Source organism: Bradyrhizobium prioriisuperbiae, from assembly GCF_032397745.1.
Lineage (GTDB): Bacteria > Pseudomonadota > Alphaproteobacteria > Rhizobiales > Xanthobacteraceae > Bradyrhizobium_A > Bradyrhizobium_A prioriisuperbiae.
Window position 1 is genome coordinate 5827562 of sequence record NZ_CP135921.1, and the last position, 18321, is coordinate 5845882.

An 18321-nucleotide genomic window follows, 5' to 3' on the forward strand; every position below is an offset into this window, starting at 1 on the left:
ACGAGCAACAGTAATCGGCGAGGCGGTGCGATGCGTGAGCAGCGATGCAGTGCCCCAATGCGCGATCTGAGGGTTGTTCCGGGCGTGAGATTGTTTTCGACATTCTCTGCTGTCGGCGCTCGAGCATCTCCTCTCGATCGCGCCATGGCGCCTCCCGCATCTCTGCGGTTGTCTACCTGGTTTAGTCGCCGAGGGCGGCGCGGGGCCGGTCGCTCGCGGATTCCGGTCGAGAAACACCGCTGCGGCATCATTCCGGTCTGCAGTTCGGAGCGCATTGCGATCCCGCTTGGATACTGCCGCATCGGCACCGGCGGACGCCCGGTGCCTCCGAGCGAGTCGTTTGCCACGCTCTCGTCCCAATCCCTTGCCGGACAGATTACTTATGAAGAGGAGGCGCGTTAATGATTGATATTTCGACCACGTCGTTAAATGAGAAGGTTCGCCCGGCACGGCGCGGCAGCGTGTCTTCGGTCTTGCAAGCGATGATGCTCGCACTGCCCGCCTTGGGTTACACTTGGTGCTCCCCGGTCTCCGCTCAAGGGGCGGCCAAGACAACCCTGGTGGTGGCGGCGCCCCGCACGCCGGAGTCGCTCGACCAGGAATATCCCCCGACCGAAGCAGTCCACGAAGTCCGGCGCAATGTGTACGAGCGCCTCCTTGGTTACGTGCCGAAGGTCGTGGATGGGATTACCTACGAAGATTTCGACAAGATCGTCGGTGCGCTCGCCGAAACCTGGGATGTTGCGCCCGACAAGAAGTCGATTACGTTTCATCTTCGTAAGGGTGTGAAAAGTTCTGCCGGCAACGAGCTCAACGCCGACTCGGTCATGTGGTCGTTCGAGCGAGGCTGGAATTTGAAATCCAACTTTCACTGGTACATGACCCAGATCCTCAAGATCACGTCCTTCCAGGATGCGTTTTCGAAGCTCGATGATTACACCGTCAAGGTCACCATTCCGAATTCGTCGCCGCTGATCGATCGCCTCTGGGTCAATAGCGACCTCGGCATTCTCGACGCTGTTGAGATGAAGAAGCATGTCACCGCTGACGACCAGTGGGGCGGCAAGTGGCTTGCATCCCATTCGGCTTCGTTCGGGCCCTACTATGTGACCGAATACAGCCCTGGCCAGCAGGTTATTTACGAAGCGAACGACAGCTACTATCGCGGCGCTCCGAAGATCAAGAAGATCATCTTCCGCGAGCTTCCGACGTCGTCGAACCGCGTCGCCGCCTTGCAGGTCGGCTCGGTCGACGTCGCGGAATACCTGTTGCCGCGCGAACTCTCCCTTCTGGAGAAGGCGCCGGGTGTGAAGATCTATAAGGTCTTCGGCAACTACATCCACCGTGTGGAGATGAACAACGCGCTGAGGCCTTTTACCGATCCCAAGGTGCGGCTGGCGCTCAACTATCTCGTGCCGCGCGATGAGATCTTGAAGGCGGTTTATTTTGGGACGGCGCGACCGACCAAGAGCCCGATTTCAGAGATCTATCCGGGCTTTACCGACCAGTATTTCCACTTCAATCTCGACGTCGCCAAGGCGAAGGAACTCCTCGCGGAAGCCGGACTGAAGGATGGCTTCAAGACCGAGTTGGGCTATCGCACGGGTGACCAGATCGAAGAGGAGATCGCCGTCATTCTAAAGTCCGCTTTTGCCAAGGCTGGCGTTGACGTCACGCTGTCCAAGCTGCCGGCATCCACGCTCGTCGAGCGCTACACGAAAGGAGAGATACCGATGTATTTCTTCCGTGATATGGCGATCGTTCCTGACGCGGCCTATGTCGCGAACCTCTGGCTGAACAGCGGCTCCCTCATCGACTATTCACGCTTCAAGAGCCCTGAGGTCGACCAATTGATCAACAACGCGTTGACCAGCGTCGACGAAGACAAGCGACTGGAAGCCATGAAGCGGGTGCAGCAGATCGCGGTCGAGAACGCGCCCTGGGTGCTGCTCTTCAATCCCGGCTACCAGCTTGCAACCCGGACAAACGTCAAGGGTTATTCATGGTACACGCCGAACGGAAATTTCTGGTTCGACTTCTACAAAGAGTGATCAATGGTGGGAGCGCCATCGTCGCTCCCGCTTCCTTTCGCTTTCGTCGAGAGCTGCCATGCATCGCTTTGTGCGCCTTTGGCGTTCTACCCCGCGTCCGCTGAGAATTCTCATTGCGCGGTTGCCGTTAATCGTGCCTCAAATGTCCGGCGTGATGCTGGTTACGTTTGTTTTGGTGCGGTTGCTGCCCGGAGATCCTGCGCTCCTGATGCTCGGCAACACGGCCACGCCCGAAACGATCGCAGCGCTGCGCGAGCGCCTCGGCCTGAATTTGAGCATCTGGAAACAATTTCTCCGCTATGCCTGGAACGTCCTGCACGGTGATCTTGGCATATCGCTCTTTACCTCGAACCCTGTAGCGACCGATTTGCTTGAGCGGGCGCCCGCAACACTCGAGTTGATTGTCTATGCCATGATGCTGACCGTCGTCGTCGGCGTCACGGTCGCCGTTGTATCGGTCGTGCGTCAGGGCGGCATCGTCGATGTCGCGAGCAGGTTCTATGGTCTTGCGGCGGGGGCCATTCCCGACTTCTGGGTAGGGCTGCTCCTGATCTATTTCCTCTTCTATCTCGGTGGGATCGCGCCCGCTCCTTTCGGGCGGATCGACGCTTTCGTGGCACCCCCGCCGCGTATTACGGGATTCTACACGCTCGATGGCATCCTCACCGGCAACTTTGCGGCTGTTGCCTCGGCCTATGGCCGCTTGGCACTTCCCGTGCTGACCCTGACCATCGTCAACGCTGGCGCACTCATGAAAATGACGAAGTCGACCTTCGCCGACGTGTACCGGAGTGAGTTTATCCGCCACCAACGAGCAAGCGGCCTGCGCGAAAGCACCATCACGCGCTGCGCGCTGCGGAACAGCCTGCCGCCGGTTATCACAATGGTCGGTTTTTTGTTCGGCTTTCTGCTGGGCGCGGCCGTGCTCGTCGAAACGATCTTCGCCTGGGGCGGACTGGGGCAATACGCGGTGCAGGCCGTCATCAACAGCGACTACCCGGCACTGCAAGGCTTTGTGCTGGTCGCAGCCGGATTCATTCTGATCGTCTACCTGATCGTCGATATTCTCTATGAACTCGCTGACCCGCGCATCAAGGTCTGACGGAGCCGGCCGTGAAGGACATCCTTTCTCAAATTCTCAAGCGACCGGCCGCGATGGCAGGACTCGTTCTGCTGTTGCTGCAACTGCTCATGATCATCTTCGCCCCGCTGCTGACGTCCTACTCGCCCGAGGCGGCCGATCCGCTCAGCTCGCTGCAGGCGCCTTCCAGCGAGCACTGGCTTGGCACCGACGTATCGGGAATGGACATCTATTCGCGCATAGTCTTCGCGACCCGCATCAATCTCCTGATCAGCATTTCGGCCGTCGCTTTCGCTCTCGCGATCGGTGTACCAATTGGTCTCTTCATCGGCTACTATCGCGGGTTCGTCAGTTCGCTGGCGATGCGCATTTTTGACTTCATTCAGTCGTTCCCCGTGTTCGTGCTTGGGATGGCCCTGGTCTCGGTCCTGGGGCAGGAAATCTGGAATGTTGCGATCGCGCTCGCCGTGCTCTTCGTGCCAATGTTCGCCCGGCTGATCCGGGCGGAGACTCTGTCCCTGCGTGAGCGGCCGTTTGTCAGCGCAGCACGCTGCAGCGGCGCCACCGATCTCTCGATCATGTTTCGCCATATCCTTCCGAATGCCTTCGGTCCGGCCATTGTCCAGATCTCGATCAGCATCGGCATGGCGATCCTGCTCACCGCGGGGCTGTCCTTCGTAGGGGCGGGCGTTCGCATGCCGACGCCCGAATGGGGACTGATGGTTTCGGGGGGCGCGCAACAGATGATTCTCGGAATCTGGTGGGTGTCGCTGTTTCCCGGTCTTGCAATCGTCATGGCCGTGCTTTGCTTTGCTCTCTTGAGCGATGCGGCGCGCGACATCATGGATCCCCAGAGCCGGACGCGCCGATGATCAAGCCTTCTTGTTCACCGCTTCTGGAAGTGAAAGGCCTCACCGTCGTCGCCGATGACAAGGCGGTTCTTTCCGGTATCGAATTTTCGATCGCTCCCGACGAGGTCCTGGGCATTGTCGGCGAGACCGGCGCCGGCAAGTCGGTGCTCGCACGGGCGCTCATTAAGCTGCTACCCGAAGGGCTTCGTGCCACGTCTGGCGAGATTGCCATCAACGGGGAGAAAATCTCAAACTACTCGAAGGAAGAGGACCGTCAGCTGCGCGGCAGACATATCGCTCTTATCGGCACCAATGCGAAGGCGTTGCTCGACCCCGTTGAGACGGTAGGCATGCAGGTCGCCAGGGTGCTGCAGGCCCACCGCGGCGGCACCCGTCAGGACGCCTGGAAGGCTGCCATCGACCTGTTCACAAAAGTCGGAATCGTCGATCCAGAGCGTCGCGCGCGGGCCTACCCGCACGAACTCTCGGGGGGCATGGCGCAGCGTGTCGTTATCGCGATGGCCCTCATCGCCGGGCCCCGGATTGTCTTGGCCGACGACGCGACGCTGGGGCTGGACGCGACCATCCAGGTTCAGGTGCTTGATCTGTTGATCACCCGCTGCCGCGAGCTTGGCCTGGGTGTCGTTCTGATCACGCATGATCTTGGTATCGTCGCGCACTATTGCGATCGGGTCGCGATCATGAGGGGCGGCAAGATCGTCGAGCTTCGTCCGACCGGCGATTTCCTGGAGCAACCGGAGACGACCTATGGACGTGATCTGATCGCCGCTGCCAGGATCCGCCCGACGCCAATGATCGAGAGCCCGCCGAAAGCCGCCGAAACGCCGTCACGCCGTGGGAAACTGCTCGAAGTCCTGAATGTAAGGAAACATTTCCCGCTCGGTGACGGCCAAGTGGTCAAGGCCGTCGATGATGTGTCTTTCTCGGTCGCCCGAGGGCAGACGCTGGCGCTTGTCGGCGAAAGCGGCTCCGGCAAGACCACCATTGGCCAATGTCTTGTTCGCCTGCTCGACATCGATTCGGGCAGCGTCGTGTTTGATGACCAAGAGATCACAAACCTCGAAGAGCGGCGCTTTCGTACGCTGCGACGACGCATTCAGATGGTCTTCCAGGAGCCGTACGTCGCCCTCAATCCGCGGTGGCGTGTCGAGGGGCTGATCGCGGAGCCACTGAGACTGGATCGGACGCTCAAACGCGACGACCGCGCGCACCGGGTCAGGCAGCTACTCGAAATGGTTCATTTGCCAGCTCGGGCGGGACAACTGTTCCCGCATGAAATCACGGCAGGTGAACAGAAACGGGTGGGCATCGCCCGCGCCTTGGCGACAAGCCCCGATTTCGTCATCTTCGATGAGCCCACGACGGCCCTGGATATCCGTGTCCGAGCTCAAATCATCGATCTTGTGCGCGAGTTGCAGCAGGGAATGGGCCTGTCCGCCTTGTTCATTACGCACGATCTGAACTCGGTGCGGTCGCTGGCGCACAATGTTGCGGTCATGCGCTACGGAAAAATCGTCGAACAAGGTCTGACCGAGCAAGTGTTCAACGCTCCCGTGCATGACTACACTAAGATGCTACTCGCCGCCGAGCTGCCGATCGAACAAAGCGAAAAGCAACGGTCGCGCGAAGAGAACAAGCGCCTCGAAGGGCTGAGGAGAACGAAATGAGTAACGAAGCAGTTCTCGTTACGGGCGCGAACGGGCTCATCGGCAATGCCGTTAGAACAATGCTCGAGGCGACGGGGCGGAAGGTGCTTCCGCTCGACAGGGTCTCGCGGACGGAGGAAGGTAAGGACATTATCGAGTGCGACGTGACCGATGTGCACCGTCTGCATGTGGTTGCCGGCCGCCAGCCTCTGGCCGGCGTCATTCATTGCGGCGCTTTCTCAGGGCCCATGGTGGCGCGCGACAACCCCGTCGCGATGGTCAAGGTCAACATCGTCGGAACCGCCAATGTTCTGGAAATCGCGCGAATTCATGGAGTGTCGCGCTTCGTGTTTTGCTCATCGACGAGTGCGTTTGGAACGACCCATGCCGCGAGCCCGATCCCCGAGGACGTGGCCTTGTTTCCTGGGAGCGTCTATGGAGCCAGCAAAGTTGCCGCCGAACAGCTCGTCTCGACTTTCTCCCGGCAGTACGGGTTGGACGGCGTGAGCCTGCGACTGTCCTGGGTCTTCGGTCCGCGCCGGACCACAGACTGCGTGATCCGAACCATGATCGAAGATGCTCTTGCCGGCAAACCGACGCGTATGCCGTTCGGCCGAGACTTTCCCCGGCAGTATATCCATGTCGAGGACGCTGCACGGGCGCTGATGACGGCGCTCGATAGACCTTCGTTGCCGCGGTCGGTCTACACGATCACCGGTGGTACGTTCCTTACGCTGGGGCAGATCGCAGAGATCGTTCGAAAAATATTTCCTCAAGCTGATATCGAGCTCGGGCCGGGAGCAGACCCCGTTGATGAGGTGCAGGGACAGTTCGACATCACGGCGGCGGCTAGGGATCTCGGCTTTCAGCCGGCACTCAGCTTCGAGCAGGGCGTCGAGAGATACGCCGAGTGGCTGAAGGCGCGGAAATGACCGGCGAGGGATGTGTGATGAAAGACGTATTCAGCCTCAAGGGCCGCAAAGCGGTCGTAACCGGCGGCAGCCGGGGTATCGGCGGATCGATCGTCGATATTTTCTGTGCTCATGGTGCGGATGTCGCGTTTTGTCATTTTGGTGACGCAAAGAATGCGGCCGCGAAATGCACCAAATTGCGTGCGCAAGGCTATGGCGTACACGCGATCGAATGCGACGTCGCTGATGAAGCCAGCGTCGCAGCAATGGCTGCTTTGGCGAAGAAGGAGCTAAGCCAAATCGACATCCTCGTCAATTGTGCCGGCATTGGAGGCGATAAGCCGTTTTCGTCGATCACGGTTGCGGATTGGGACGGCATGCTCGGCGTCCATCTGAAGGGGACGTTCCTTGTCACCAGACAATTTTTCGCGGACATGGTCAGCCGCTCCTATGGTCGCGTCATCAACTTCTCGTCCCAGCTCGCTTACAAAGGAGCGCCGGGGCTGGCGCACTACTGCGCAGCCAAGGCTGGCATCGTCGGTTTCACGCGCGCATTGTCCTATGAAGGGGCTCCACACGGCGTCATGGTCAACGCTATCGCGCCAGGTCCTGTCGAGACAGAGCTCTTGATGGGACTGAGCGACGAATGGCGCGCCATGAAGCTGGCAGAGTTGCCCATCCGGCGGTTCGGTAAAGTGGAAGAGATCGCGCCGACCGCCCTGCTGCTGGCGTCGGATGCCGGTGCCTTCTACGCAGGGCAAAGCTTGTCGCCCAACGGTGGCGACGTGATGATCTGATCACGCGCTGTTCCAGCAAAAAAAGAGAGAAACTTAAATGAGCGACTTCGATCTAGTAATTCGTGGGGGCACGGTGGTGACGGCCGCCGATACCGTCAAAGCGGATGTCGGAATCCGCGCGGGGCGCATCGTAACTGTAGCTGAAAAGGTCGATGGCGGGAGAAGGAGAATCGATGCCTCGGGCATGCTGATCATGCCCGGCGGCATCGACAGTCATGTGCACCTGGCACAGCCGGCGTTCGGCGGACCAGCAATGGCGGACGGCTTTGAAAGTGGTACGCGATCGGCCATCGCCGGTGGAAACACGACCGTTTTGCCGTTCGCCTTGCAACCGCGCGGGGCATCGCTACGGACAAGCGTGATCGACTATCATAAGGAGGCCGAAGGCAAGTGCTATACGGACTTTGGCTTCCATTTGATCATCTCTGATCCAACTCCAAGTGTCCTGGGCCAGGAACTTCCTGCTCTTGTTAACGACGGATACACGTCCTTCAAGGTCTTCATGACGTATGATGATCTCGTTCTGAACGACCGTCAGTTGTTGGAAGTGTTCGACTGCGCCAGAGGATGCCGAGCGCTCGTCATGGTCCATTGCGAAGGCTACGACGCGATCCGGTTCATGACAGATCGGCTCGAGCGTGCCGGCAATACGGCGCCTTACTACCACGCGATATCGCGGCCTCAGTCGGTCGAACGTGAGGCAACACATCGCGCTATTAGCCATGCCGAGCTTACAGATGTGCCGATTATGATCGTGCACGTGTCTGGGCGGGAGTCCATGGAACAGATCCGCTGGGCCCAACAGAAAGGCCTGAAAATCTACGGCGAGACTTGTCCGCAATACATTGCCCTGACGGCGGATGACCTCAAAGGCTTGAATATGGACGAGACCGGCGGCAAGTATGTGTGTTCACCGCCACCACGCGATCGGGCGAGTTGGGATGCCATTTGGGAAGGCATTCGAACCGGTGTATTTCACACGTTCTCATCGGATCATTGTCCATTCACATACGGCTCCGTGATGGGTAAGCTGAATCCAAAGGCGCGAACATCATTCCGCTGGGTACCAAACGGAATTCCAGGGGTCGAGACCCGCCTGCAAATCCTCTTCTCCAAGGGGGTCGTCGAGGGGCGTATAACGCTCAACGAGTTCGTTGCGTTGACCTCAACGAACCACGCCAAGATGTATGGACTTTATCCAAGGAAGGGCTCTATCGCGCCCGGTTTCGACGCGGACATTGTCATTTGGGATCCGAATCGTAAGGAAACAGTTCGTCAAGAGTTGATGCACCATGGTGCCGACTACACACCCTACGAAGGCCACGCTGTGACGGGATGGCCGATAATGACTATCCTGAGGGGAAAGGTGGTTATGGAGGAAGGCAAGATCCTCGGCGCTCCAGGGGATGGTAGCTTCCTCAAGCGTGATCTTTCTCCCTATGCCGCACGACCATCGGTCGCTGCCTGATATTTGGCTGTCCCATCTTCGGGCCGTACCGCCTTCCGCCGGCATCCGCCTTGGGCGCGACGGTCGACAACGACATGATTGCAGTCCGCATTAAGCTGATCTCCGGGCCGTGGTCGTAGCGACGCCAGCATATTTCGAACGGTATGCGAGGCCGGAGACGCCTCGAGACCTGGAAGCGCACGTCTGCATTAACTACCGTCTCGTCGGCGGCGGCCTCTTGCCATGGGAGTTTGAGCGCGAGGGCTGCGAGGTCAACATCCGCGCCACTAGGCAGCTAATCGTCAACGACGGCGTCCTTGCTACGGCTGCCGTGCGGGCAGGTGCGGGGCTTGGCTACTTGATGGAGCACAAAGCCGCGGACGAAATCGCCGATGCGCGGTCAAAGATCGTCGAATGGGTTGCTGACTACAATGGGGAGCGCCCGCACTCCTCGCTAAAATACCAGACCCCCGCGGCCTACGCCGCCACATTCACCGCAACGGGCGATCGGCTGCGCAACCCGACCAGCTCCGCCGATCGCCCGTTGCTCCACCCGCGCCGCAAGTTGTACAAACCCCCGAGACTCTAATCGCCGCCGGATGAAAGTTCGGTGGCACGTCAGCTCATTGAAAAGATCGGGACTCTGGCGAGAGGGAGATTGGATACATGCTCCAACCACCCAACTCCTACTTCATCCGGAATGATCAAGATCGGAAATGGAACCTACTCCATTCGCGAAGCCAATGATCCGCCGAATACACTGTGTTCAGGAACTCCGTCCCTCCGGGGCGGCTTGGATCGTTCCACGACGACCGTCTCGTATTGTCAGCCAAACCGCTGAAATTAGGAAGTAGAAGGCACCAAAGGCAGCGTAGGGAGCGATGTTGATAATGCTTGGCGTTTGAGCACCGCTCGCAGCATGAATGAAGAAAATCCCTGCCAACGCGGACTGTGCGCCGCTAAGAACCATTGCCCATTGTGCTCCGTAGGACTTCCAGCGTCGAATGCCCGTCGCGAGCTGTAATATGCCTGACAAGACGGCCCAGACGCCGAAAACAACCAGAACGGCGCTCATGCTTTGAGTAAGTGCGATAGCGACAGCGAGTGTAGTGACTGCACTAACCACCAGATTGAGTGCCTGACTAGAGTTGCTGATGAGACCGTCGTTGCTCGCTGCATCCACGTAGTTCGCGGCCGCGTCCCAAGCCGGATAAACGACTAACATTACAGCAGCGAGCTGGGGAAGCTGTCGTCCGACTGTGAGCGCCAAACCTACCCAGATCAACGAGAAGGCCGCGCGAACGTAGTAATATCCCTTCAACCAACTTGAGGCCGAGAGGGACGAAACCAGGGATTGCTGACTTTGCATCTTTTAAACTCCATGCGTCGCCCCTCATCCTACTAGTAGGTAGCCATCTCGATGTCAATGCTCGCCATACACCTTCCTGATCGTTGGGCGACGCTTCTCGTATGGCGCGAGCCGCGGCAGTGCTCGTAGTGCAGCAGTCGGTCATCCCGAGCCAGTGGAAGCGCATGGCCGATTTTGTGCACGCTTGCTCCCGATTTGGATCCGAATTCTCGATAGAATGGCGAGGCTGACGTATCGACACGAAAGATTGCGCGCCGACACTGCGACTTAGCAGCTTGACAGTCTACCGACTAGAAGGTAGCAATCTCCTATGAGCAATCTTTCCACCACTGCAGACGACATCCTTGCTTGCGCGCAGGTTCTGATTATAGCGGGCGGCTACAACGGCTTTAGCTATGCCGACGTTGCGGAAGTTGTCGGGATTCGCAAACCAAGTATCCATCATCATTTTCCGACGAAAGCGGATTTGGTACGTACGCTGATTTCTCAATATAGGGAGAAGGCGACAATTGGTTTTGCAAACCTGGAACGACAGATTCCCGATCCAGTCGAACAGCTTCGAAGCTATACGGGTTATTGGTCGGCCTGTATCAGAGACGCTAGTGCGCCGTTCTGCGTGTGCGCCCTTCTAGCGAGCGAGCTTCCCGGTCTGCCAGCCGAAGTCGCTTCCGAAGTAAGGACGCATTTCCAGGGTATCTCGACCTGGCTGACTTCCGTTTTTAAGCGAGGTCAGCTTGAGGGAAAGTTTACTTTAAAAAGCGCGCCTCGCATCGAAGCGGAAATCTTTTTGGCAACTGTTCACGGTGCAATGTTGTCGGCGCGTGCCTATGGCGATGCAGAAATTTTCCAAGCTATCACCGCTCCGATGGTCGACCGACTCTGTACTCGACATTGAGAGTTTGTTCGATTTCAAAAACCGAACATCTGCTCAGCACTCAATAGGGCGACAGCCCACCCCGCTGACGGTTTTGGGCAGAAAAGCGCGCTGCTCAAACTAGAAAATCCACGCGCCGAAAACTACCAACTAGTTGGTACATGAGGATATCATGCGTCTCAACACCTTCCACGCCTTCGTCCTTTCCGCATTGCTTGGTACGTCATTGATGTCGGATTTCGTGCCGCCAGCATTCGCCCAAAATCCGAAAGCGCAGCAGGTGCGCGTGCGGGGCAGCATCGTCGAGCTAAGTAACGCGGTCCTCAAGGTTAAGACCCGCGAGGGGAAGACCGTCGATGTCACGCTCGCTCAAGGCTTCAATGTTTCCGGCGTCGCGAGAGCGTCGGTGAGCGATATCAAGGCAGGCGACTATGTCGGCATCGCATCCCTGCCGAAAGCCGATGGCGGTGACGGTGCCTTGGAGGTGTTGATTTTTCCGCCGGCGCTCAAAGGCGCTGGGGAAGGTAGCTTTGGCTGGGACCTCAAGCCAAATAGCACGATGACGAACGCGACTGTGGCAAATGCGGTCAAGGGAGTATCGGGACGCACGGTGACGGTCATGTATCACGGACAGGAGAAGACGATCGCCATTTCCGAAGGGACGCCCGTCGTTACCCTCGCTCCTGCAACCGAGGCCGATTTGAAGCCGGACGCTGTTGTTTTTATCTCCGCCGAGAAGGGCGCAGGCGATGCGATCGTCGCGCAGCGAGTTGTCGTCGGCTCCAACGGTGTAGTTCCGCCAATGTGAGTTGCGGCGTCCCGGCCGGGCGTCGCCTTAACCCGGCCGGTGGCATTTCCGAGCCCGCAGACCGATCAAAATATCCCTCACCCGGACAACCCGATGAACGAAGAGATGAGGCGTTCGCAGCAAACCCCAGGCCGGAGGACCATTTTTGTTTGGCGTCACTCCGTCGTTACGCGTTTGACCCACTGGTTGAACGTTCTGTGCCTCGGCTTCCTGCTCCTGAGCGGCCTCCAGATATTCAACGCCCATCCGGAACTCTACTGGGGGCAGTTCGGTGCGGATGCTGATCCGCCTTTTATCAAGATCGGTGCGAGCGAAATCAACGGCGAGCAGCATGGTCTCCTAACTATCGGCAGTGTCTCCGTCCGCACGACGGGTGTCCTGGGCCTATCGAAGATGGAAGGCGAATGGACGCCGCGGGCGTTTCCGGCTTGGCTCACGCTTCCATCCGACCAGGACCTTGCCGCCGGCCGACGTTGGCATTTCTTCTTTGCCTGGATATTTGTCGTCAACGGTCTCGTGTACCTCTGGTACGGGCTCTTGAGCAGCCACTTTTATCGCGATCTGGCGCCGGGCCGCCACGAACTTGCATTACGTTATCTCTGGCGCGAAATGATGGATCATGCACGTCTGCGCTTTCCCTCCGGGGAGTTGGCGCGCCATTATAATCCTCTTCAGAAGCTTACCTATGTCCTCGTCATCATGGTTCTCTTGCCGTTGATGGTGCTGACCGGTCTGACGATGTCGCCGAGCGTCGATGCGGGATTTCCGGTTCTTCTCGACATCTTCGGCGGCCGTCAGTCTGCTCGGACGCTTCACTTCATTACGGCATCGCTGCTTGTCGGTTTCGTCGTTGTTCACGTTGCGATGGTCATCCTCTCCGGTCCTTGGAACAACATGCGTTCGATGGTCACCGGCCGCTATGCCATCCGGCAGGACGGGCCTGACGCATGACCGGTCTTACTCGCCGTCGTTTCCTGATGGGTAGTACCTGTGCCGCAAGCGCGCTCGCGCTGTCTAGCTGCGATGTACCGGGGCAAAATGCCGAATTGGGAGCAGTCCTTCGCTCAGCCGAGAAGCTGACGATGAAAGCCCAAAGGCTGCTTGTAAGTCGCGGCGCGCTCGCGCGCGAGTTTGCCGAAGCGGACATCTCGCCATCATTCCGGGTGAACGGGACGAACAAGCCGGACGGCGACGAATATGCCCAGCTCGTCGAAGGCAAGTTCGCAAGCTGGCGATTGAAGATCGATGGCCTCGTCGAGCGGCCGCAGGAGATTTCGCTCGCAGACATCAAGAAGCTCCCGGCCCGCACCCAGATTACCCGCCATGATTGCGTCGAAGGCTGGAGTGCCATCGGCAAGTGGACAGGCGTTCCGCTTGGAATCCTGCTGAAGTCTGTCGGGCTGAAGCCCTCGGCGCGATTTGCTGTCTTCTACTGTGCCGACGAACTGGAGAGGACGCTCGATGGAAGTGGACGCTACTATGAAAGCATCGATCTCATCGACGCTTTCCATCCGCAGACGATCCTCGCTTATGCTATGAACGACCGGGGCCTTAGTGTCGGCCACGGCGCTCCACTGCGCCTTAGGGTTGAACGGCAGCTTGGCTACAAGCAGGCAAAGTACATCATGCGCATTGAGATAGTCGCTAATTTCGCAGGGTTGTGGGGCGGCAACGGCGGTTATTGGGAAGACCGGGGATACGAATGGTACGCCGGAATTTGAGCGGCCTTCGAGGTCCCCGCGGCTTTGCTTGCGTACCTCTCCGCCAATCGTGAATCACGCCGAAACAGCAGCAAGAATGTGGAAGAAGATGCTCACTGTTCGTACGAGATCCGGCACACACCATCGCCATCGAATTGATCGACAAGGCGTTCCAGACGGTCGACGTCGATACGCTAGTCAGCCTATATGACGATGCCGCCGTTCTGATCTCGACAAAGATCGCTCCTGGTCGCGAGATCTACGGGCAAGCAGGAGTTAATCGATTTCTATGCTCGCGTATTGCAGCCGGAGCTGCTCCGTCGCTCAGATAAAGATCCATGTCGTCGAGGCGGACGGCATCGCGCTCTTCTAATCGCGTTGGGGCTTGAGCCGGGAGGAGCGCCGACCAAGAGTTTCATTGCGACGGCGGTGTTCCGACGGTTATCCGCTTACGCCGAGTTCTTACTCCGCGCTCTAGGCGGGTGCCGCTACACCGCACAGAATCCGGCTTGGATAGCGTGAGGCCAGTCGTCCGGTGGAACTGTGAGAAGCCGATGTTATTCCCGTGACAAACGCGAACTTCGCGACGTCCTCGGGACGTTCGTCACCGGCGTGACTATCGTGACGACGCGCGACCCGAGCGGAATTGGGCACGGAGTTACCGCGAACTCGTTCAGCTCTGTTTCCCTCGACCCTGCGCTCGTGCTCTGGAGCCAGTCGATGACATCACGCAGCCACAATGCCTTCAAGGAAAGCGATCATTTTTGCTGTTCACATCCTAGCCGAGGATCAGATCGAGATTTCCAACTATTTTGCAAAATCGCGGGACAACAAGTTCGATGGAATTGACCACGGCTTGGGGATTGCCGATCTGCCCATCATTGGTGGATGCGCGGCATATCTCGAATGTAGCAAGGTCGCCGAATATCCCGGTGGGGATCACATCGTGTTCCTCGGCAAAGTGGAGCGCTTCTATCGTTTTCCGAAGTGCCCCCTGGCATTTTACTGTGGCAAGTATGCGGTGGCGTCACCGCACGATGGCGTCCCAATCTCGCCCGGAGGCCGCGCGCAGCAGGAGAATTGCTCGATTGAACGGCCCGACGATCCTTTGAGCGCATCATCTCACAATGGGCTCGGTACGCCGCATGGTGAAGAGAGCCAAACGGCTTTGGCCGCCCGGCTTAAGACCGATTGAGAAAAATACAAGCTGAGGGGCCGTTCCGCTAGAGTGCCTGCTTCGGCAGATGACGCTATGTGGTGTGCCTGGTTTGCTCGATGGCGGTTTTATGATGCAGCGCTCTCAAAAACTCGATCCGGATGCCGTAGAGTACGCAATCACGTCTCGTCGCAGCATCCGAGCCTTCCTGCCGGAGCCCGTGTCGCGCGATACGATAGAACACCTGTTGAGAGTTGCAAGCCGAACCCCGAGCGGCAGCAACATGCAGTCTTGGCGCGTCCATGTACTACTCGGCATGGCGCTTGCGGAGTTGACCCGAGAACTATCGGCTTCACATCGGGCCGGAGAGCCGCCACGGAGCGAATACCACTATTATCCGACTGACTGGCGGTCGCCTTATATCGAACGTCGTCGGAAAGCCGGGTGGGATCTTTACACGCTCGCCGGAATTGAGCGTGGCGATCGCGTGTCTAGCGAAAGACAACGAGGCCGCAACTACAACTTCTTTGGCGCTCCAGTCGGTCTGATATTCGTGATTGACAAATACCTTGAGCGCGGAAGTTGGCTCGATTTCGGGATGTTTCTTCAGAATATTATGGTCGCGGCCCGTGGTCGCGACACCTGTGCTCAAGCGGCGCTTGCCAATTTTCCAGCCATCACTCGACGCCATCTGGCCATACCCGACGACCAGATGATCATATGCGGTATGGCTTTGGGCCGTGGTGATCCAGATGATGCGACCAACAGGTTGATCACCGGCCGACGTGGCCTTGGCCGTCGGCGCCGAGAAGATGTCGGGGCCGGACAAGACGCGCACTGCGGCGATCTTCGACGGTTCGTGGGACGTCCATGACGTCTTGCGCTCGACCGCAACGCTGCTTGCCCTCGGCGAGGGGATCGAGACGCCAGCTGAATTTCAAGACGCCGGCCCGCACAGCGTCTTCATGGATGTCTATCAGGGCTTCACCAAATTCCACATGCGCGAGTTTGGAACGACGGTCAGGCAACTCGCGACCGTCTCGTCGAAGAATCATGTTCATTCCGTCGACAATCTCCGCTCGCAATATCGGCAAGCCTACTCGGTCGACGAGGTGCTCGCGGCGCGGATGATCGCCTGGCCGCTGACACTGCCGATGTGTTCGCCAGTCAGCGACGGTGCGGCGGCGGCGATCGTGTGTTCGCCGGCTGCGTTGGCGAAGCTCCATCAGAGTCGAGTGGTGCAGGTGCGCGCTTCCGTGCTCGCGGCGGGTGGAGTCCTTCTCTGGGCGGGCAATAGTCCCGAGTATATCGAGGTGATGTTCGCCGCCTGGTTCGCCGGCGCGGTGATCGTTCCCGTCAACTTCGCGCTCCATCCGCGAGAGGTGGCTTCCATCGCTGAAGATTGCCGCGCCAAGGTCTGTTTCGCGACGCTCGAAAAGATCGGCGAGTTGCAAGAATTCATGTCCTCGGAGAAACGCTGCACTCTGCCCATGGATGAAACCGCGCTGAAGACGTTGCGGGGAGAGGACCGCGGCGTTGTTGATGTGGAGTTCTCGGACGTCGCATGGATCTTCTATACCAGCGGGACGACTGGGCGACCGAAAGGCGCAATGCTGAGCCACCAGAACCTGCTGGCGATGACTTTTGCCTTCCTAGCCGATGTGGACGCCCTGTCGCCGCATGACTGCCTATTCCATCTCGCGCCGCCCCAGTCGCACGCGGGAGGGCTGTTGATGCTGCGCATATCATGAAGGGCACGCGAAATGTTATCCCTGATCCTGCGGGTTTCGATCCGGAAGAGGTGTGCCGCCTCACGAGAATATTCGGTTCGGTCAGCAGCTTCATGTCGCCGACTATGCTTGCACGGTTCGTCTCGGCGCCGTCTCTCGACAGCGATGTGATCGCAGAAACACGAACCATTCCTTGCGGTGGAGCGCCGATATACGCGGAAGACATGAAGCGTGCGCTGAAGGTGCTGGGTCCGAAGGTTTGGAATGACTATGGGCAAGGCGAATCGCCGTGCACGATCTCGGGGCTCCCCAAAACCTGGTTGGCCGATCCATCGCATCCTGATTTCGAGCGACGTCTTGCTTCCGTCGGGGTCGCAAGAAGTGGCGTCGAGATCGCAGTACGAGCCCGGGATGGATCCTTGAGCCGAACGGGCGAGGGCGAAGTTGCCGTTCCCGGACCGGTGGTGATGAGTGGATATTGGGGCGACGAACCTGCGACGCGTGGGGCAAGGATGGTTGATGACCGGCGACCTCGGCTTGATTGAGAGCGATGGTTTGTTGACGCTGAAGGGGCGGGCCAAAGAGCTGATCATAAGCGGCGGCTCCAATATTTATCCTCGAGAGGTCGAGGAAATATTGTTGAGACATCCAGGTGTGGCGGAAGTCGCGGTCGTCGGCACTCCGGATCCAGTATGGGGCGAGAACGTCGTAGCCTTCGTCGTGGCGCGCAATGGCAGCGAATTGTCGCCGTCCAAGTTGGACGAATTGTGCCTTTCGCAAATCGCGCGCTTCAAGCGCCCGTAGGAATACCACTTTGTACCTGATTTACCCAAGAATAATGCCGGCAAAGTCTTAAAACGTGAACTGCAGGCCACGCTAGGCGCCAAAGCCGATTGGGAACGAAAATAGGCTAGCGACGGCTTGGCTGCGACGGGTTTGGCCGCTTCTCGCTTCGTTCGATTCGATTGCTGCCACGTCTCTGGATATCGGAGCATGTAGGAGCGGATCGGCGTGACATCCGAGCAAGAACACAATTTTAGGTCCCTTTGATCACGTACACGCGCAGTTCCAGACGTGCCGGCACTCGAAGTAGACCTCGGCTGGAGGCTACCTTTGTTCGTATTTCGAGCATGAGTCAAAGCATGAAGAGCATTGGTAAAGACCGCTTGCCCAGCGTGTTAGTCCTCCTCGGAGACGCCCTGATTTAATTCCGGAAGGCGAGCCATCATGCGGCGAAGGAAGACGAGAAGCTGTTCTTTTTCGCCCGGTGTGAAGTCGATTAGGAGGGAAGCCTCTCTTTGCAGCGCGACGACAAGAATCTTATCGTGCAAGTGCTTGCCGGATGGGCTGAGCGACCAAGTCCGGCCATTTACGCCTGTGTTCTGCACGAGACCACGACCGTGCAGTGTATGCAGCGTACGGCTGGCGGGGGCCTTGTCCAAACCTATCACTTCGCAAACCCTTTTGGCGGTCGAACCGGGGTAGATCGCGAGCATCACCATGATGCGCCACTCAACGACACCTACACCAAATCTTTGGAGATAAAGACGCGAAGCGCCTCGAGACAATTTATTCGATATGACAACGAGAAAGAAAGGAACATAGGAATCGACGTTTAGAAGACGGGAAGGTGATCTCTTTGGCATCAGGTCTCAATATCACTTGACGGGCAAATCTCCCAATGGCAAAAGTTGCTAAAGTAAGTTGCTATAGCAACTAGATTTGGAGGAGCTTTGATGGTTTTGCTCGGATTAGCGGTCGATCGAGCAAAGCTATATCAACATGGGTGCCGAGATTGGGCAGGCCATAAAGCGACGTCGCCGCATGCCGCGTCCGCTAAATTTGGCGGGGTTTGGTGTGCAGGAGACAGGCAGCCGAA

19 protein-coding genes and 2 pseudogenes are annotated in these 18321 nt (G+C 58.3%); 19 read left to right on the forward strand and 2 right to left on the reverse strand.

Translation table 11 applies throughout. From position 1 onward, the window contains the following. Nucleotides 1–401: 401 nt before the first annotated feature. The 9 genes and pseudogenes from RS897_RS27645 to RS897_RS42340 all read left to right on the forward strand — a co-directional run. On the forward strand, nt 402–2051 hold the full coding sequence (locus tag RS897_RS27645) for an ABC transporter substrate-binding protein (protein ID WP_315831894.1): 1650 nt from the start codon (nt 402–404) through the stop codon (nt 2049–2051). Between the two features lie 58 nt (nt 2052–2109). Beyond that, entirely contained in the window at nt 2110–3153 is a 1044-nt protein-coding gene (locus RS897_RS27650; RefSeq protein WP_315831895.1) for an ABC transporter permease, read from the forward strand. An 11-nt stretch (nt 3154–3164) separates the two neighbouring features. Further along, the gene (locus RS897_RS27655; protein WP_315831896.1) at nt 3165–4004 is read left to right on the forward strand and encodes an ABC transporter permease; all 840 of its coding nucleotides are present in this window, start codon (nt 3165–3167) and stop codon (nt 4002–4004) included. After that, on the forward strand, nt 4001–5671 hold the full coding sequence (locus RS897_RS27660; protein ID WP_315831897.1) for an ATP-binding cassette domain-containing protein: 1671 nt from the start codon (nt 4001–4003) through the stop codon (nt 5669–5671). Before RS897_RS27655 ends, RS897_RS27660 begins: the two co-directional genes overlap by 4 nt. Beyond that, on the forward strand, nt 5668–6582 hold the full coding sequence (locus tag RS897_RS27665; protein WP_315831898.1) for an NAD-dependent epimerase/dehydratase family protein: 915 nt from the start codon (nt 5668–5670) through the stop codon (nt 6580–6582). Before RS897_RS27660 ends, RS897_RS27665 begins: the two co-directional genes overlap by 4 nt. A 17-nt stretch (nt 6583–6599) precedes the next feature. Beyond that, complete coding sequence (locus RS897_RS27670; protein ID WP_315831899.1) at nt 6600–7358, forward strand: SDR family NAD(P)-dependent oxidoreductase; 759 nt, start codon at nt 6600–6602, stop codon at nt 7356–7358. A 37-nt stretch (nt 7359–7395) separates the two neighbouring features. Then, complete coding sequence (gene hydA, locus RS897_RS27675; protein ID WP_315831900.1) at nt 7396–8826, forward strand: dihydropyrimidinase; 1431 nt, start codon at nt 7396–7398, stop codon at nt 8824–8826. A gap of 109 nt (nt 8827–8935) precedes the next feature. Beyond that, a pseudogene (locus tag RS897_RS42335) lies at nt 8936–9163 on the forward strand (LysR substrate-binding domain-containing protein); the annotation flags it as partial. Between the two features lie 36 nt (nt 9164–9199). Beyond that, nucleotides 9200–9408 (forward strand): annotated as a pseudogene (locus RS897_RS42340) (integrase core domain-containing protein); the annotation flags it as partial. Between the two features lie 163 nt (nt 9409–9571). On the opposite strand, the gene RS897_RS27685 reads toward RS897_RS42340, so the two are convergent. Continuing rightward, entirely contained in the window at nt 9572–10174 is a 603-nt protein-coding gene (locus tag RS897_RS27685; protein WP_315831901.1) for a DUF308 domain-containing protein, read from the reverse strand. A gap of 310 nt (nt 10175–10484) precedes the next feature. Between RS897_RS27685 and RS897_RS27690 the strand changes: the two genes are divergently transcribed. From RS897_RS27690 to RS897_RS27725, 10 genes are all read left to right on the forward strand, one after another. Next, nucleotides 10485–11069 (forward strand): TetR/AcrR family transcriptional regulator, encoded by a 585-nt coding sequence (locus tag RS897_RS27690; RefSeq protein ID WP_315831902.1) that lies wholly within the window; start codon nt 10485–10487, stop codon nt 11067–11069. 151 nt (nt 11070–11220) lie between these two features. Continuing rightward, nucleotides 11221–11856 (forward strand): hypothetical protein, encoded by a 636-nt coding sequence (locus RS897_RS27695; protein WP_407654312.1) that lies wholly within the window; start codon nt 11221–11223, stop codon nt 11854–11856. Nucleotides 11857–11949: 93 nt separating this feature from the next. Beyond that, entirely contained in the window at nt 11950–12807 is an 858-nt protein-coding gene (locus RS897_RS27700; protein WP_315831903.1) for a cytochrome b/b6 domain-containing protein, read from the forward strand. Further along, nucleotides 12804–13577 (forward strand): molybdopterin-binding protein, encoded by a 774-nt coding sequence (locus RS897_RS27705; protein WP_315831904.1) that lies wholly within the window; start codon nt 12804–12806, stop codon nt 13575–13577. The genes RS897_RS27700 and RS897_RS27705 overlap by 4 nt, the downstream gene beginning before the upstream one ends. Before the next feature lie 600 nt (nt 13578–14177). Then, nucleotides 14178–14405 carry a flavin reductase family protein gene (locus RS897_RS42345; protein ID WP_407654313.1) on the forward strand — a complete coding sequence of 76 codons (228 nt, stop codon included), beginning with the start codon at nt 14178–14180 and terminating at the stop codon, nt 14403–14405. After that, nucleotides 14296–14751 carry a flavin reductase family protein gene (locus RS897_RS27710; protein ID WP_315831905.1) on the forward strand — a complete coding sequence of 152 codons (456 nt, stop codon included), beginning with the start codon at nt 14296–14298 and terminating at the stop codon, nt 14749–14751. The genes RS897_RS42345 and RS897_RS27710 overlap by 110 nt, the downstream gene beginning before the upstream one ends. Before the next feature lie 94 nt (nt 14752–14845). After that, the gene (locus RS897_RS27715) at nt 14846–15586 is read left to right on the forward strand and encodes a nitroreductase (RefSeq protein ID WP_315838760.1); all 741 of its coding nucleotides are present in this window, start codon (nt 14846–14848) and stop codon (nt 15584–15586) included. Continuing rightward, nucleotides 15504–16463 carry an AMP-binding protein gene (locus tag RS897_RS27720; protein WP_315831906.1) on the forward strand — a complete coding sequence of 320 codons (960 nt, stop codon included), beginning with the start codon at nt 15504–15506 and terminating at the stop codon, nt 16461–16463. The genes RS897_RS27715 and RS897_RS27720 overlap by 83 nt, the downstream gene beginning before the upstream one ends. Beyond that, complete coding sequence (locus RS897_RS42350) at nt 16460–16987, forward strand: AMP-binding protein (RefSeq protein WP_407654314.1); 528 nt, start codon at nt 16460–16462, stop codon at nt 16985–16987. The genes RS897_RS27720 and RS897_RS42350 overlap by 4 nt, the downstream gene beginning before the upstream one ends. Next, nucleotides 16962–17246, forward strand: a complete 285-nt coding sequence (locus tag RS897_RS27725) for an AMP-binding enzyme (RefSeq protein ID WP_315831907.1) — start codon at nt 16962–16964, stop codon at nt 17244–17246. The genes RS897_RS42350 and RS897_RS27725 overlap by 26 nt, the downstream gene beginning before the upstream one ends. 374 nt (nt 17247–17620) lie before the next feature. Here RS897_RS27725 and RS897_RS27730 read toward each other — a convergent pair whose 3' ends face one another. Then, nucleotides 17621–18088, reverse strand: a complete 468-nt coding sequence (locus RS897_RS27730; protein ID WP_407654315.1) for a MarR family winged helix-turn-helix transcriptional regulator — start codon at nt 18086–18088, stop codon at nt 17621–17623. Between the last annotated feature and the right edge of the window lie 233 nt (nt 18089–18321).